General features: G+C 55.0%; 15 protein-coding genes and 1 pseudogene. 6 read left to right on the top strand and 10 right to left on the bottom strand.

The genetic code is table 11. The features are described 5' to 3' along the window. Positions 1-37: 37 nt before the first annotated feature. Together ppk2 and AC2FH8_RS01550 are read left to right on the top strand one after the other, a co-directional pair. Entirely contained in the window at positions 38-907 is an 870-nt protein-coding gene (gene ppk2 / locus AC2FH8_RS01555) for a polyphosphate kinase 2 (RefSeq protein WP_496687838.1), read from the top strand. 104 nt (positions 908-1,011) lie between these two features. Further along, positions 1,012-1,626 carry a TetR/AcrR family transcriptional regulator gene (locus AC2FH8_RS01550; protein ID WP_142634158.1) on the top strand — a complete coding sequence of 205 codons (615 nt, stop codon included), beginning with the start codon at positions 1,012-1,014 and terminating at the stop codon, positions 1,624-1,626. 5 nt (positions 1,627-1,631) lie between these two features. On the opposite strand, the gene AC2FH8_RS01545 is transcribed toward AC2FH8_RS01550, so the two are convergent. From AC2FH8_RS01545 to AC2FH8_RS01535, 3 genes are all read right to left on the bottom strand, one after another. Continuing rightward, the gene (locus tag AC2FH8_RS01545; RefSeq protein ID WP_271946800.1) at positions 1,632-2,690 is read right to left on the bottom strand and encodes an adenylate/guanylate cyclase domain-containing protein; all 1,059 of its coding nucleotides are present in this window, start codon (positions 2,688-2,690) and stop codon (positions 1,632-1,634) included. Further along, positions 2,687-3,079, bottom strand: a complete 393-nt coding sequence (locus AC2FH8_RS01540) for a group I truncated hemoglobin (RefSeq protein ID WP_496677803.1) — start codon at positions 3,077-3,079, stop codon at positions 2,687-2,689. The genes AC2FH8_RS01545 and AC2FH8_RS01540 overlap by 4 nt, the downstream gene beginning before the upstream one ends. Before the next feature lie 103 nt (positions 3,080-3,182). Then, entirely contained in the window at positions 3,183-4,025 is an 843-nt protein-coding gene (locus AC2FH8_RS01535; protein WP_281972190.1) for a glycosyltransferase family 25 protein, read from the bottom strand. A gap of 132 nt (positions 4,026-4,157) precedes the next feature. Between AC2FH8_RS01535 and speB the strand changes: the two genes are divergently transcribed. Next, positions 4,158-5,132, top strand: a complete 975-nt coding sequence (speB, locus tag AC2FH8_RS01530; protein ID WP_281994703.1) for an agmatinase — start codon at positions 4,158-4,160, stop codon at positions 5,130-5,132. Positions 5,133-5,153: 21 nt separating this feature from the next. On the opposite strand, the gene AC2FH8_RS01525 is transcribed toward speB, so the two are convergent. The 6 genes from AC2FH8_RS01525 to AC2FH8_RS01500 all read right to left on the bottom strand — a co-directional run bounded on the left by AC2FH8_RS01525 (position 5,154) and on the right by AC2FH8_RS01500 (position 12,999). Further along, a complete protein-coding gene (locus AC2FH8_RS01525; protein ID WP_496687834.1) occupies positions 5,154-6,374 on the bottom strand; it encodes an aminopeptidase P family protein in 1,221 nt (406 codons plus the stop codon). Between the two features lie 161 nt (positions 6,375-6,535). After that, a complete protein-coding gene (locus AC2FH8_RS01520; protein ID WP_281994705.1) occupies positions 6,536-7,747 on the bottom strand; it encodes an ABC transporter permease in 1,212 nt (403 codons plus the stop codon). A gap of 5 nt (positions 7,748-7,752) precedes the next feature. Then, positions 7,753-9,027: an ABC transporter permease gene (locus tag AC2FH8_RS01515; RefSeq protein ID WP_281994706.1), complete on the bottom strand. Its 1,275-nt coding sequence runs from the start codon at positions 9,025-9,027 to the stop codon at positions 7,753-7,755. A gap of 70 nt (positions 9,028-9,097) precedes the next feature. Continuing rightward, entirely contained in the window at positions 9,098-10,186 is a 1,089-nt protein-coding gene (locus AC2FH8_RS01510) for an extracellular solute-binding protein (RefSeq protein ID WP_142634172.1), read from the bottom strand. A 101-nt stretch (positions 10,187-10,287) separates the two neighbouring features. Continuing rightward, positions 10,288-11,379: an ABC transporter ATP-binding protein gene (locus tag AC2FH8_RS01505; protein WP_142634174.1), complete on the bottom strand. Its 1,092-nt coding sequence runs from the start codon at positions 11,377-11,379 to the stop codon at positions 10,288-10,290. A gap of 576 nt (positions 11,380-11,955) precedes the next feature. Further along, positions 11,956-12,999 (bottom strand): pyridoxal-phosphate dependent enzyme, encoded by a 1,044-nt coding sequence (locus tag AC2FH8_RS01500; RefSeq protein WP_281994707.1) that lies wholly within the window; start codon positions 12,997-12,999, stop codon positions 11,956-11,958. 154 nt (positions 13,000-13,153) lie between these two features. Here AC2FH8_RS01500 and AC2FH8_RS01495 point away from each other — a divergent pair, with 154 nt between their 5' ends. The 3 genes and pseudogenes from AC2FH8_RS01495 (at position 13,154) to argE (ending at position 14,754) form a co-directional block, all read left to right on the top strand. Next, positions 13,154-13,285 carry a hypothetical protein gene (locus tag AC2FH8_RS01495; protein WP_425595910.1) on the top strand — a complete coding sequence of 44 codons (132 nt, stop codon included), beginning with the start codon at positions 13,154-13,156 and terminating at the stop codon, positions 13,283-13,285. A 69-nt stretch (positions 13,286-13,354) separates the two neighbouring features. Continuing rightward, positions 13,355-13,600 (top strand): annotated as a pseudogene (locus tag AC2FH8_RS01490) (ectoine hydrolase DoeA); the annotation flags it as partial. Further along, a complete protein-coding gene (gene argE / locus AC2FH8_RS01485; protein ID WP_282027439.1) occupies positions 13,597-14,754 on the top strand; it encodes an acetylornithine deacetylase in 1,158 nt (385 codons plus the stop codon). The pseudogene AC2FH8_RS01490 and the gene argE, both read left to right, overlap by 4 nt. On the opposite strand, the gene AC2FH8_RS01480 is transcribed toward argE, so the two are convergent. Further along, entirely contained in the window at positions 14,751-15,617 is an 867-nt protein-coding gene (locus tag AC2FH8_RS01480) for an urea carboxylase-associated family protein (protein ID WP_281972195.1), read from the bottom strand. The genes argE and AC2FH8_RS01480 overlap by 4 nt on opposite strands. Positions 15,618-15,637: the final 20 nt, after the last annotated feature.

Here is a 15,637-nt window from a genome sequence, read left to right as displayed (position 1 = left end):
TCCATAGTAAGATATGGATTTTATCGCGAGGTGACTCATGACACGAACTGGCAAAGGCACCATCGAGGAATATTACAAAAAACGTGCACCAGAAGAAGTCCGGAACGAGATCAAAGAGGCCGATAAGGATGACATTCTGAACCCTACATACCCCTATGACGAACGCATGAAGCGTAAGGCGTATGAGAAACAAATGCAGTCCCTGCAGATCGAGCTTGTGAAAATGCAGCTTTGGGTGAAGGAAACTGGCCAGCGTGTCGCTGTTATCTTCGAAGGCCGCGATGCCGCTGGAAAAGGCGGGACAATCAAGCGGTTCCGTGAGAACCTGAACCCGCGTGGGGCCCGGAACGTTGCGCTCAGCAAGCCATCGGATCAAGAGCGCAGCCAATGGTATTTTCAGCGCTATATCCCACATCTGCCCGCAGCCGGAGAAATCGTGTTCTTTGACCGCAGCTGGTATAACCGCGGCGTGGTGGAAAATGTGTTTGGGTTCTGCAACACAGAACAGCGTGAACGCTTCTTCCGACAGGTTCTGCCGTTAGAGACCGGCCTGTGTGACGATGGTATCCGCTTGTTCAAGTTCTGGTTGAACGTCGGACGGGCCGAGCAGTTGAACCGGTTTCTTGCGCGCGAAACGGACCCATTGAAACACTGGAAACTAAGCCCAATCGATATCGCTGGTTTGGACAAATGGGATGAATACTCTGCTTCGATTTCCGAAACCCTTACACGCAGTCACAGCGAAGCCTGCCCCTGGACCATAGTTCGTTCCGACGACAAGAAACGGGCAAGGCTGGCAGCAATCCAAACCGTGCTTCATGCGCTGGACTATGATGAAAAGGACAAAAATGCGATTGGCGATATCGACACCAAGTTATGTGGCGGGCCAGATATCTGGGATGCCTGATCTTTCTTGCCGGCCAATATCATCACAAAGATTGGACGAATACGTGCTACCGGTTTATGTCTTAGTTCTTCGAGAATTGAACAAAAAAGGCGTCTGAATCAGGGATGACAAAACGCGGGTATCACCACGGCAACCTGAAACAGGCTCTGATCGACGCAGCTCTGTCCCTGATCGAGGAAAAGGGTCCGACCGGGTTCACCCTGTCAGAGGCTGCAAAAGCGGCAGGCGTCACGCCTGCAGCTGTTTATCGCCACTATCACGGGCGCGAGGACCTGATCGCCGAGGCGGCGCGTCAGGGGTTCGAGATGTTCGCCGATCTAATTCAATTCGCTTATGACAAAGGCCAGCCTTCGGCGCTGGCTGCATTCGAAGCAACCGGGCGCGCCTATCTGGCCTTTGCGCGCAAGAATCCTGGCCACTATATCGCGATGTTCGAAAGTGGGATTTCTGTCAACCGCACCCCAGAACTTGCCCTAGCTGCAAACCGGGCCAGAGATGTTCTGGAGAAAGCTGCAGCCGATCTGTCGCAACATATTCCGCCGGAAAAACGTCCGCCAGCTTCAATGTTCAGCGCACATATCTGGGCGCTGAGTCACGGTGTAGTCGAATTGTTTGCCCGTAACACCGGCGCCACCGCACCCTTCCCGCCCGAAGATCTTTTGGAAACGGGGATCGGTATATATCTACGGGGACTAGGGCTGGTGCCTCCGGACGAATAAGGCCGTCAGAACACCGGTTTCCGTTGCGGAATGCTGAGACCGGATGTGACATTAATCAGATCCATCTCACCCATGCCCTTGATGTCCACACGCCCGATATCAGAGACCTGAAACTCGTCAATCAGGGCGTATTTCATTTCTTCAGGCGCAACAATGTTCATTGGGTTTGCAAAGACTTGCAGCCGGGAAGCGATGTTCACGGCGGGTCCGAATACATCATAGACATATTTCTGAATACCAACCACAGATCCCACCGCTGGCCCCATACCCAGCCCCACACGTGCCTGCCACTTGTGCGGATGGCTTTCATTTCTCCGCTCAAGATAGCGAAGGAACCTGACCGCACAATGGGCAGCAGCAGTCGCATGATCTGGCGTAGCATCCGGCATGCCTGACACCGCAAGATAAGCATCGCCAATAGTCTTGATCCGCTCACATCCGAACTGTTCGACAATCCGGTCAAAGGCAGTAAAGATGTCATTCAACTCGCTTAGGGTAACCGTCGGGTCCGTCTTGGCGGCAAAATCCGTGAACCCCACAAAGTCCAGCATCACAACTGACACCTGATCGTAAAGCTGCGGCGTGACCACACCGAATGTCTTGAATTCTTCATAAACAGCGCGCGGCATCAGGTTCAGCAACAGCCTTTCAACCCGCTCTTTCTCACGCTCCAACTCGCGCGTGTTGCGTTCGACCATGGTCGAGTAGCTGTCAATCATGCTTTCAAGTTCGCGGATTTTGGTGATGTTCTGAAACTCGATGACCAGAACCTGTTCCGAAAGACCGTTTGCCAGAGAAACTGCCGTTGCGAAAACCAATGTCCTGCGTTTCGGCTTGATCTGCAATTCGACCGAGTATCTGAGCCCCGATTGCTTTACGTCTTCAAGTTCACGCGCATCAAGGTCAGGAAAAATATCCAACAATGTCTGTCCATTAGCCGGAGGGCCAAACCATTCCTGAAAAGGGCCGTTGCAGAATACGAATGTAAGATCTGACGCCCGAACCACTGCGACACCAACACCGATCGCGCGCAGCAGTTGTTCATTGATCGCAAGAATACTCATGCCGCATCGCGCGTAACAATAATTGCGCGTTTGGATTCGATCGCTCCCAAGGCAATCTTTACGTGCCGATCTTCCATTCCATGTAACGCCAGCGCTTCACCAAACAGATCTGCCATTTCGTCAAAATCTGCGTGCGAGATGTTCAGATTTCTGTGAACCGCTTCAATTCGATCATCGCTAAATGATGTCGGACCACCGATCAGAGACGATACGAACTTGGTCTGGTGATCAATCAGCCTTGGCATGTCGATATCTTCGAAATGGTCACCGATCTGATCAGACTCCAGTGCCATTTCGTAAAAAGTCATTACGATCCGACTGATCGTTTTGAAACCGCCATAATGCTCATAGATTGTCTGACCCACACCAACCCCAAACCGGAAAAACACCAACAACACTGGAAGTTTATATCAAATTGACAGTTTTGTTAACGCTTATCGAGAATTACTATTTTTGCTTGGTTGGAAAGACGTGATCAGCTCATGATCTAAACTAAACCCTCAGGTCTTCGGCACAGGGGATAAATCCGACATACCCCCCGCTTTCAAGCAATCGGGCTTCGCCTCTCTGGCGCCAATACAACTTGCGTTTCGCGGCCTGCAATTCGCGACGAATGCGAAACCACAGGGGTCCCTTATCCAGACCGCTATTGGTCTTTCTGTTTTGTGAACGTTCACTGACTTTCACGGAATCTTCAGCCTGATCTTGCTGTTTCGACCAGATCATTTGAACGCCGACTGCTGGAAAACACTGATACATTTGCCAATCCGGGCGGGGGATAGATACGAAATCATCCAGGTGATCCGAGTATTTCTCGGACCACATCAGCAATTTACGGCAGGCCGCCTGCGACAGGATATATGCGGCCGCGCTGGGTGCCATTTCCAGCATCGGGCGAACCGGTACGCCGGAAATCTGTAGTTCTGGCCCAAACCGCAGCACCCGGGGGGAATAGTCCAGCTTTAGGAAGTCGAACCCTGACCCTGCTTCGAGCAATCTGGCAATCACACCGCCAGCTTGGGTCGACATTTCGACATCGTCTTCAAAGATCGCAACAGCCTTCAGGTCTTGCTGAACGGCACGCTTCCAAACGGCGCGATGGCTTTCGAAACAAGCGACTTCACTTTGTTTCAGACCCCAGCGGCTGCCGGAACCGGCAACATAGCCGTGACCATCCAGTGCGCCTTCTTGTTGCGCGTCGGTCGCACTGAAACGCGCGGCCCCGATCAGCCCGGTATGGGCGAACTGCGCCTCCATAAAGTTGCGCCGCTCGGGTACCCGATCCAGATTGATATAGTAGACACCCGTTCCCGGTGGCAGTTCATGATGGCCCACGGCTGTTCCTTTATAATGGCTGCACCAGATACACTTCGCACAATCGGATAATCAAGCCCACAGCCCCCACCTATCGCAGCTTTGAATTCCTGTCTAAGCTGCCGTTGAACAGCAAGAAACGGGAAACTCGCCATGTCATCACATGGGTATAGCGGTGGGCGGCTTAATCTGCCTTTCGTCGGCATTTCGACCTTCGGCAAAGCGCCGTATGTCGAGGATTGGGACAATATCGACGCGGATGTCGCAGTCATGGGGGCGCCTTTCGACTTTGGCACTCAATGGAGGTCCGGCGCGCGCTTTGGGCCCCGTGCTGTACGCGAGGCCTCAACCCTGTTCAGCTTTGGCCATGCCGGGGCCTATGACCATGAGGATGACGCCACTTATCTGGATGGATCGGTGCGGATGGTCGATATTGGGGATGCCGATATTATCCACACCAAGACAGATGAGAGCCACGCCAATATTCAATACGGCGTCGAACGTATTCTGTCCGCAGGCGCCCTGCCCGTCACCATCGGCGGCGATCATTCGGTGAATATCCCCTGCATCAACGCCTTTGCCTCAGATTGCGCGCAGAACGGTCCGATCCATGTGGTCCAGATCGACGCGCATCTGGATTTCGTTGACGAGCGTCATGGCGTCACTGCTGGCCACGGCAATCCGATGCGGCGGGCGATTGAAAAGCCGTACGTCTCGGGCATGACCCAGCTGGGCATTCGAAACGTGTCATCAACCGCCAAGGAAGGGTATGAGGATGCCCGCGCTCGCGGCTCGGACATCTTGTCCGTACGACAGGTGCGCAAACTGGGCACCGAGGGCGTGGTTGAACGCATCCCCGAGGGCGCGCGGTATTACGTTACGATTGATATCGACGCGTTTTGCCCCTCAATCGCACCTGGTACGGGTACGCCCAGCCATGGCGGGTTTTTGTATTACGATGTGCTGGAAATTCTTCAGGGGCTGGCGAAACGCGGTGACGTGGTCGGGATCGACCTTGTTGAAGTCGCCCCAAGTTACGACCCAACCGAAAGCACGCAGATTCTGGCGGCACAGGTGCTGCTGAACTTTATCGGCTTCATCTTTCACGAACGGGGCAAGAAGGGCTGATCGCCCTTCCTGCCCATGTGATCAGGCGCTGATCGTGTTGTGTTCTGGCCCATAGGGGAAGCCGGTGATGTTCTCGGCACCGGCCTCTTCGACCACTAGAATGTCATGCTCACGATAGCCACCGGCACCGGGCTGTCCTTCAGGAATCCACAGCATCGGCTCGATGGACACGACCATGCCGGGTTCCAAAACCGTGTCGATATCCTCGCGCAGTTCAAGACCCGCTTCACGACCGTAGTAATGGCTGAGTATGCCGAAGGAATGGCCATAGCCAAAGGACCGGTATTGCAGCAGGCCTTCGTCGGCGAAGAAACGGTTGATCTCAGCCGTGATCCCCGAGCAGGTCGCGCCCGGTTTGATCAGGCTCAGCCCCAACTCATGCGCGGCGACGTTTGCCTTCCAGATGCGCAGGCTGTCAGCGTCGGGTTCGCCCAAAAACAAGGTGCGTTCCAGCGCAGTGTAATAGCCCGAGATCATCGGGAATGTGTTCAACGACAGGATATCGCCCTTTTGCAGCGCCCGCTTGGTGACCGGGTTATGTGCGCCATCAGTGTTCAGGCCGGATTGGAACCAGACCCAGGTGTCGCGGTACTCGGCTTCTGGATAAGCACGAGCAATCTCGGCCTCCATCGCGTCACGGCCGGCCATGGCGATATCGATCTCGTTCGCGCCTTCGCGGATCGCCGCGTGAATGGCTGCGCCGCCCACATCTGCTGTGTGTGCGCCGCCTTTGATAAGCGCGATCTCTTCGGCGGATTTCACCATGCGTGCGGCCATTGTGTCGGGTGCGATATCAACCAGTTCAGGTTGGCCCAGCATATCCAGTGCGGTGTCGCGCATTGCCAGTGTCATGTGATCGCCTTCGATCCCGACCCGACCGGCTGATCCAATCAGATCAGCCACCGCGCGCCAGTAATTGTTCCGCTTCCAGTCGGTATAGATCACGTTGTCTTCAACCGAGCGACGCCAAGGCTGGCCGGCGTCGATATTGGCCGACACGGTGGTGCATTTGTCCTGAGTGACAACGCAACCGTAGGGACGCCCGAACGAGCAATACAAGAAGCCTGAGTAATAGGCGATGTTTTGCATGGAAGTCAGCAGAACTGCTGGAATATCGCGGGCGGCCATCGTGGCGCGCAAGCTGGCCAGACGGCGTGCATATTCTGCCTTACTAAAGGGCAAAGGCGCCTTGTCACCGTTGTGGCAGGTAAAGAATTCGGGGCGATTGTTTAGATCATTCATCTTGGTCTCTCCTCGATGCCGGACAGGCAAAGCCCGGCCACAAGTCCCGGCGTTCAGGACAAGCGGCCTCGGGAACCGAGAGCCATGCACCCGCCTAGATGTCACGACGCCATCGTGACCGGGGTGCATGGTGAAATCGCTAAATCACCTTGTGAGTCGCGTCAAGCGGGACTGAGTCCCCGCATGCGTTCAGACCGCCTCCGCAGCAGTTCTACCGTGGTCAACAGCGCAATCGAGATCACCACAAGGATGGTCGCTACTGCCAGAATGGTCGGGCTGATCTGTTCGCGCAGGCCGGTGAACATCTGCCATGGAAGTGTCTTCTGGCTGGCAGAGCCAACGAACAGCACAACAACCACCTCATCGAACGAGGTAATAAAGGCGAAGAGGCCGCCCGAGATCACGCCCGGCAGGATCAGGGGCATCTGAATCTTGAAAAACGTCCGCACCGGGCCCGCGCCCATATTCGCCGCCGCCCGCGTCAGAGAGCGATCAAAGCCCACCAGCGTCGCAGTCACGGTGATGATGACGAAGGGGATGCCCAGAACGGCGTGGGCAAGGACAACTTTCACATAGCCCACGAAGTTCTTGTTCATGCCCAGCGTGCCTTCCATGAAGCGACCGATATCGCTGTAGAAGAAGAACATGCCGGTGGCCGAGATGATCAACGGCACGATCATCGGCGAGATCAGGACGCCCATGATGACGCGGCGGCCGGGTACGTGGCTCTGGCTGAGGCCGATGGCCGCCAACGTGCCCAGCGAGACCGAGATGATCGTCGCAATCGGCGCGATGATCAGCGAGTTCTTGAAGCTGCGCTGCCATTCATTGTTGGTGAAGAAATCGCGGTAATGCTTCAGCGAATACCCTTCGGGGTCCAGACTCAGCATCTCAGGGGTGAAGGTAAAGAAGTCCTGCGCGTTGAACGACAGCGGCAGAACCACAAGGATCGGGGTGATCAGGAACACGAAGATCGCACCGCAGATAACCCGGAACAGATAGTGATAGAATACCTGTTTTGGCGTCAGATAGCTGAGCAGTTTACGGCGATACCGGCCTTCATAGAGCCAATAGATAAAGAAGATAAAAAACCAACCGCCCAACAGGCCCAGAATGCCACCCATCGGACCTGACAACAGGAAACCGATGATGCCGAAACCCAGGATATTGATCCAGCGCGCCAGTTTTTCGTTCTTCAGAACGTTGATGTAGACCCAGGCCAGCGCGGCGATCAGAGCTGCGCCACCCAGAATGCCCAAAAGGATCGAGCCGTTGCCCGCGCCGACAAAGACGCCGGCGAAGGCACCCGCCAAGGCGACACTGGGCAGAACCATGGAGAGCGGTTTGCGGGATATCGGTGTAAGTGCAGCCATGTCGATTATCCCAACTTCACATTATCAATGCCCACGATCTTGTCGTAGACCCAGTAGAGCAGCATGACGACACCCAGCAGGATTGTACCCAAGGCCGCAGCCAGCCCCCAGTTCAGCGAGGACGAGATGTGATAGGCAATCCGGTTCGAGATGAAGACACCTTTTGTGCCGCCAACGATTTCAGGCGTGATGTAGTAACCGATCGAAAGAATGAACACGAGGATCGAGCCCGCTCCGATACCCGGAATGGATTGTGGGAAGTAGATACGCCAGAAGGTCGTCCAGTTGGTCGCGCCCATGGATTTCGCCGCCCGCGTGTAAGTCACCGGGATTGTCTGCATCACTGAATACATCGGCAGGATCATGAACGGCAGCAGGATATGCGTCATCGCAATGATCGTGCCGATCTGGTTATTGATGATCACCAGTCGTGCATCATCGGCCACGAGTCCAAGCCAGACCAATGTTTCATTAATCACGCCCTGCTGTTGCAACATCACTTTCCACGCCGAGGTGCGCACCAGAAGTGAGGTCCAGAAAGGCAAGAGGACAAGGATCATCAGCAGGTTTGACACACGCATTGGCAAAGTCGCCAAAAGGTAGCTGACCGGGTATGCCAGCAGGATACAGGCCCCGGTGATCACCAGCGACATGAACAATGTGCGGCCAAACAGCTTGATCAGAATCTGCTTGTCTTCAGGCTGCGACTGCGCGCCTTCGGGCGTGCGGCGCATATCGACCGCGTTCAGGAAATAACCATTGGTAACCGTTGGCGAATGGGTCTTGATCACTGCCCATGTCTTAGGATCGCCCCAGCCCTCGTGAATCTCTATGATCTGTTCCTTGAACGGTCCATCGGTTTCAGGGTCAAGCTTGCCCATTTTCCGGCCAGAGCGGCGGAACAAAGAAGACATGCCAGTCTCTTCGTAGTTCAGACGCGAGCCAAGGCGGGTGTGGGTTTTGCTATCAACGGCAACGACCATGTCGCGAACAAATGCGTCGTATACTGCTTCGTCCGGAAGCTCACCGCTTTGGGCGTCCCAGCTTTGCAGGGCTTCCACAGTAAGCGGGAGGGTCTCTGAAACCATGCTGTTTTCAACCGAGCGGAACAGCATTGAAGCAATCGGCACGATAAAGGAAAACATGACAAATAGCAGAAGCGGAGCGACGAGCATCAATGCTCGTAATTTCTGCCGCCGCAGTGAACGTGCCAGCGATTGCTTGAGCGGCGTTCCGTCCGCTGCCAGCATCGGCCCCGCATTTTGGCTTGCGTCAGTCATTTGTGCCCCTTGACTCTGCTTGGGTCTGGGGGCGGCGCACCGCCCCCGACTGTTTCATGAAATCAAACGATTATTTCGCAAGCCAAGCCTGGAATTTCGCTTCGATGTCATCGCGGTAATCCGCCCAGAACTCGTAGTTATACAGGAACGTGTTCTTGGCGTTTTCCGGATCGGTCGGCATGTGAGGTGCCATATCGATGCCAAGCTCGGCATGCTGACCAACCAGCGGAGCCGACGAGGCACGGGCTGGACCGTACGAGATGTACTTGGCCTGATCTGCCAGACGCTGCGTGTCCGTTGCGAACATGATGTAGTCCAGCGCACGCTGCTGACGCTCTTCGCTCAGACCGGCGGGGATGATCCAGCCGTCCAGGTCAAAGATCTGCGCGTCCCACAGCATGGCAACGGGCTGCTTCTGCTCTTCGATCACGCTGAACAGACGGCCGTTATAGGTCGAGCCCATGATGATCTCGCCATCGGCCAGAAGCTGCGGCGTGTCGGCACCCGCGGACCACCAGACGACGTTGTCCTTGATGGTTCCCAGTTTCGCCAACGCCTGATCCTGACCTTCAGGAGTCGCCAGAACGTCATAAACGTCATCTTTGGCGACGCCGTCACAGATCAGCGCCCATTCCATGTTGTTGATGGCGCGCTTTTCCAGTGAACGCTTGCCCGGATAGGCCTCCAGATCAAATACGGCGCAGACATCGGTCGGAGGTGTGTCACCTACCAGGTCTGTACGATAGCCGAATGTAGTCGAATACACGATCTGCGGGATAAAGCACTCGCTGACCAGCAGGTCACCGAAATCATCGGCAGCCGAGGTGCCGTCGGGCGCCGGGGCCAGCATGGTGTCGGGGTCGATCTCCATCGCCAGACCTTCGTCACACAGACGAATTGCGTCCGCAGCAACAACATCCACTACGTCCCAGGTGATGTTGCCCGCTTCGTTCATTGCCCGCAGCTTGGCAACCGCTTCGGCCGAGCTGTCATCGTTAAGGATAGTGATGCCGCTCTTTTCAGAATAGGGCTCGTGATACGCCTTCAGCTGTGACTTGGAATAGGCGCCGCCCCACGAGACAATCGTCATCTCCTCGGCCATGGCGCCTCCGGCCACGGCAACAATGGCGCTTGCCATCAAAGTGGTTTTAACTTTCATTGTTAACTCCCTGTTATACCCGTAAATTTCTGAACAGACCGGATCACGGGGCAACCCGGCCGCCATTTACCCCCCAGCGATCCACCAGGGGACGTTCTTCATCAGGCGTCAAGTGCCCGGCAATCATGGGCCAACCAACCGATTTCAACTTCCTGGCCGGGCGACAACCGAACCGCATCGGGAGCGTTTCGGGTCTTGATGATAAAGTCTTCATTGCCCGCCACAGATAGGCGGAACCGGAAGACATCACCCATATAGATGAATTCTTTGACAGTCGCCTTTAGCGTATGCGCATCGGCATGCAGGCGATCTTTGTTGAACTCCACCCGTTCGGGGCGGATTGAAACTTTGGTCCGTTCACCAGCAGCGCTGACATTGACCGGTTTGGCGTCAATTTCTGATCCATCATCCAGTGCAACCACGCACGAGTCGCCGTCGATTGACTTAACAGCGCCTTCCAAGGTGTTGTTTTCACCAATGAACTGGGCAACAAAGCTATTTTCGGGCTCTTCATAGAGCAGATCCGGCGGCGCAAGCTGCTGGATGCGTCCGTCGTCGAACACGGCCACGCGATCCGACATCGTCAGCGCCTCTGTCTGGTCGTGGGTCACGTAAACTGTCGTAATCCCCAGCTCATGCGCCAGACGGGTAATCTCGAACTGCATATGTTCGCGCAATTGCTTGTCCAGCGCGCCCAGCGGTTCGTCCATCAAAACTAGCTCAGGCTCGAACACCAAAGCACGGGCCAAGGCGATCCGCTGCTGCTGACCGCCGGACAGTTGCGCCGGACGACGGCTGCCAAAGGCGCCCATCTGGACCATATCCAGCGCACGCTTCACTTTTTCTTCCCGATCGCTTTTGCCGATGTTGCGCACTTCAAGCGGGAACGAAAGGTTTTCAGCCACAGTCATATGCGGGAACAATGCATAGTTTTGGAACACCATGCCAATCCCGCGCTTATGTGGTGGAATGTTGTTGATCGGGCGTCCGTCCAACATGATTTCGCCATGAGTAGCGGTTTCAAATCCGGCCAACATCATTAGGCAAGTTGTCTTGCCTGACCCCGAGGGGCCGAGCATAGTTAGAAACTCACCTTTTGGCATCGAGAGATTAAGGTCTTTTACGACGAGTATCTCGCCGTCATAAGATTTTTGAACACGCTGAAATTCGACGAACGCTGCGTCATTTGACATTACCAACTTGGCTCCCCTGTGCGGTCTTTGCTTGCCCGGTTCATCCGGATCTCAAAGACCAGTCCACCCTATTTAAGGACATGGGGGACCAACCACGCAACCATAAATGTGACAGCTAGGCGACAAAGAATCCTGTAATTCACTTCAGCTCAACTGATATTTCGATATCTCGTCCGCGACGCAAGGCCTTGAATGGCGTAATTAACTTGCTTCATTCGCCTCTATTTAACTTCCCAATCAACAACATAAATCTAATTATTTAAATGAGTTATAATTCCTATTTAAACCGCCGCATCTCCCAGCCCAGACCTCGACATCGATACTGAGTTGCTGAGAGATTCGCATGTCGAAATTCCTTGACCGATTGGAAAACGCCAAAATTATCTGGTGCAATCCAATCTAGAAACCGCGCTTTGGGGGGCTATTAATCTCATTTTGATAGGGCAGAGGTACGGATTTGCGAACCCCGCGTTTTCAGGCGCAATCGGATTCTGCCTTTGGGGGCAGTTGCACCCTCTTAACTTGCCGCTTCCTGCGCTTATTCCAGGGCAGGATTCAGATGCTTCTTGGCCTTCTTCAATCCGGTACTTCGGATAAAATGCACAGAACTTGGGCATCGCTTCCAATGTTCAGGGCCTCGCAGACATCTGCATTCATCGCTGCTGCGACGCCCGCCCCGCCCGAAGCAGTTGTCGCCAACCCAGCCTCTGCCATGGCCGGTAAATACCGCACCACGTCGTCATCCGAGAGCGTCAGAAAACAGTCTGCATCCCGCGCCAGACCATTCAGCGCGATCAGCGATGGTTCTTTACAGTCCAGCCGCCCCATGATGCTGTCAGGCCCATCCGCAAAGACGCAGGTACCTGCTTCGATACTGGCTTGCAACGCAGGGGCCGCTTCGGGTTCCACGACAATGATTTTGGGTCCATCACCCCAGGCATGGCGCGCATAAGCTGCAACCGACCCTGCTAGCCCACCTACCCCGGCCTGCAAAATGATATGCGTGGGCGCATTTGGGCATTGGCGCACCGCTTCTGCAGCCATCTGCAGATATCCCTCCATCAGGGTGTGCGGCAGCTCGTAATACCCGTCCCACGAACTGTCAGATAGCAATGTCCAACCGTTATCCTGCGCCGCTTTGCCAGCAGCCTCCATACTGGCGGCATAATCCGTACCTTGACGAACGACCCTGGCTTTTTGCGCACGAAGGCGTTCCGCGAAACTTTCAGGTACGGTTTCGGCGATATAGACCACTGCATCAGCCCCAAATATCCGTGCACCTGCTGCTACACTCATCCCGTGGTTACCCGCGCTAGCGGTGACATAGGTTTTCCCGCGTAAAGTAGACTCATCCGGTGTCTGCGCCAGATCAGCAGCGTGACGGGCGATGACATAGGCAGCCCCCAAAGCCTTGAATGACCCGAGGTTCATACGCCCACGCTCATCTTTGACCCATAGATCGGCGACATTGGCCAAATCCTTGGCTTCTACCAGATTGGTTTCCGCTGCTGCAGGGCATACTGTTAACAAATCAGCTACGCGAGCCGCGTTTATCGAAGGAAATGGAGCATCAGGAATCAATTTTTCCTTGCCGCGGTGTGGGTTTGAACTGAGTTTCAACAGTATTTCCTTCCTGAGTTGTCCATTGACGTGATCGGATTCGTAAAGTTCTGTCAACACGTCTCTAATCACGACACGAGGATCCGATGAGCCAAGTGAATCCGGCATTCACTCGGGGGGAATATGACCGTCGTCTGTCCAATCACGAAAAGCCGTGGCCAAGGCCGGGCTGGACGCGCTGTTCTTCGAAGATCCTTCGAACATGACGTGGCTAACCGGAAACGAGGGGTGGTCGTTCTACGTCCATCAGGGCGTTTCGGTCTTTCATGACGCAGACCCGATCTAGTGGGGACGCAATCAGGATACAAATGGGAACGACGTACAGTGTGGATGCCTGATTGTCAGATACGTCCACATTGAAAGCCGCGCGTGCTGTGGCTATCCAGTAGGTCTGAGCTATCTCCCGGACTGGGGTGAGCGCACGATATCTCTGTGTCCCGAGGATGAGACAATCCAGGAACCTGGCAAGACGTTTCACTTTATGCCTGGCCTCTGGTTGAATGACTGGGGGTTAGAGATCACCGAGTCGATCCTGATCACCGATACCGGTCCTGCCGAATGTTTCTGTAACCGCCCAAGAAAGCTGTTTGTAAAGCCATGACCCTGCAAAGAACCCAAGATATCCTCGCCGATCTGATCGCGTTTGAAACGGTATCTGCAGACAGCAATCTTAAGATCATCAGCTATCTAAGGGACAGGTTGCAGGCCTTGGGTGCACGCTGCATCGAAACCCGGGATGATACTGGCACCAAGGCCAATGTATTTGCTTCCATGGGCCCAGACATTCCCGGCGGCATCTTGTTATCCGGCCACACGGATGTGGTTCCCGTCGCGGATCAGAACTGGACATCCGACCCGTTTTTGATGACCGAGAAAGATGGCAGACTTTACGGACGTGGCACCTGTGACATGAAGGGCTTCATCGCCGCCGCACTTGCACTTGCCGAAACGCTGGATGCCAGAAAACTTACCCAACCGCTGCACTTTGCCTTCACCTATGATGAAGAAACCGGATGTTTGGGCGCGCAGAACATGGTGAACGATCTTTCCGAACGAGGAATAGTGCCGGATATCGCAATAATCGGAGAGCCCACCGAAATGTGCCTGATCGAAGGGCATAAGGGGTGCTATGAATACACGACACGATTTGTCGGGCTCGAAGGACACAGCTCGGCCCCGGATGATGGGGTTAATGCGGCGGAATACGCGGCACGCTATGTAGGAAAACTTCTGGAACTGCGTCAGATATTGAAATCCCGCGCGCCAACAAACAGCCCCTTCGAGCCACCCTGGACCACTATAAACGTGGGGTTCTTCAATAGCGGCGTCGCCCATAACGTCATTGCCAGCAAAGCCGATGTCGGCTGGGAAATGCGCCCGGTTCAGGCCAGCGATGCGGATTTCGTCAAGCAAACCCTGTCTGACTATGTGACCCAAGGCCTGCTACCCGAAATGCAGGCCGTCCATAGTGAAGCCAGCATCACGCAGGATATCACGGCCGAGGTTGCAGGTCTTGAGCCGATGGAAGAAAACGCCGCCCGCAAACTGGTTGCCGAGCTGACTGGGGCGAACGGAACAGGTGTTGTGTCATTCGCCACTGAAGCTGGCCTGTTTCAGCAGCTTGGCACCCATGCGATTGTCTGCGGTCCCGGCTCGATCACACAGGCCCATAAAGCAGATGAGTACGTCGAGATCGAACAGCTCGACCTATGCTGTCGGATGCTGGACCGGCTTGGGCAACGCCTGACCTCTTAACCTGCCCCATGGGTGCGATCATAAGCAGATCGCTTGGGCTGAATATGCGCGTTTCGGATGTCTTCACCGGGGTCATAGACTTCCATAACCAATGGATAACAAGCGGCTGCGTCCGAGGAATGCTCGGACGAGCAATCGCCCCCGGGACAAGCTGAAAGGCCGACGATCAGGTCAATCTCGGCGTAGAATTCCAGATAATCACCCGGACGCACCGGGCTTGCCTTCATGAAGTATTGGCCTGTGTCCTGCGTAAATCCGGTGCACATGAAGACGTTCAACACGTCGTGGACGTGCATTTCGGCCTCATGCAGCGGCAGGCCACAATGGCTGGCCAAAGCGCGTGTCAAGTTGGAATGGCAGCAATAATGGTAGTCATCGCCAGACAGCAATCGCCCGGTATAGGGGTCACAGCGGGTCCCGATCACGTCATGCACGGATCCGCCGTATGAATCGAACCCATACCAATCCAGAGTATCCGTGACGATGGTCGCCATGGGTCGCATATTTGGAAAACTTGACCACATCCGATCCCCGGTCGACAGATGCGTGCCATGCAGCGCGCGGGTTTTGCCGGAATAGAACCGTTCGGTCAGGTCGTGCTTGTTCCACATGTTCAGATCACCGACCTGCGCGCCATCGACCGACACCACCCGAATAAAGGCCCCCGCGGGCACTTCAATACAGGCTGCATCACGCGGGGCTGCTATGACTTCGGCGGTTTTCACCGCATGCTGCCTCAGGTCGGTCAACGCAACCAGATCAGGTTGCGGCATCGTTTCGGGCGGATAGCAAATGACCGGAGGGAACTCCTTCCGGTCATTTGCGTCTGCCGGAGGTTTAAAATTCGGATGTTTCAACTTCATGACCGCGCTCCGATATCTGT

It is taken from the genome of Ruegeria sp. CDSC025, assembly GCF_059610805.1.
This window is presented reverse-complemented; position numbering and strand designations above follow the sequence as displayed.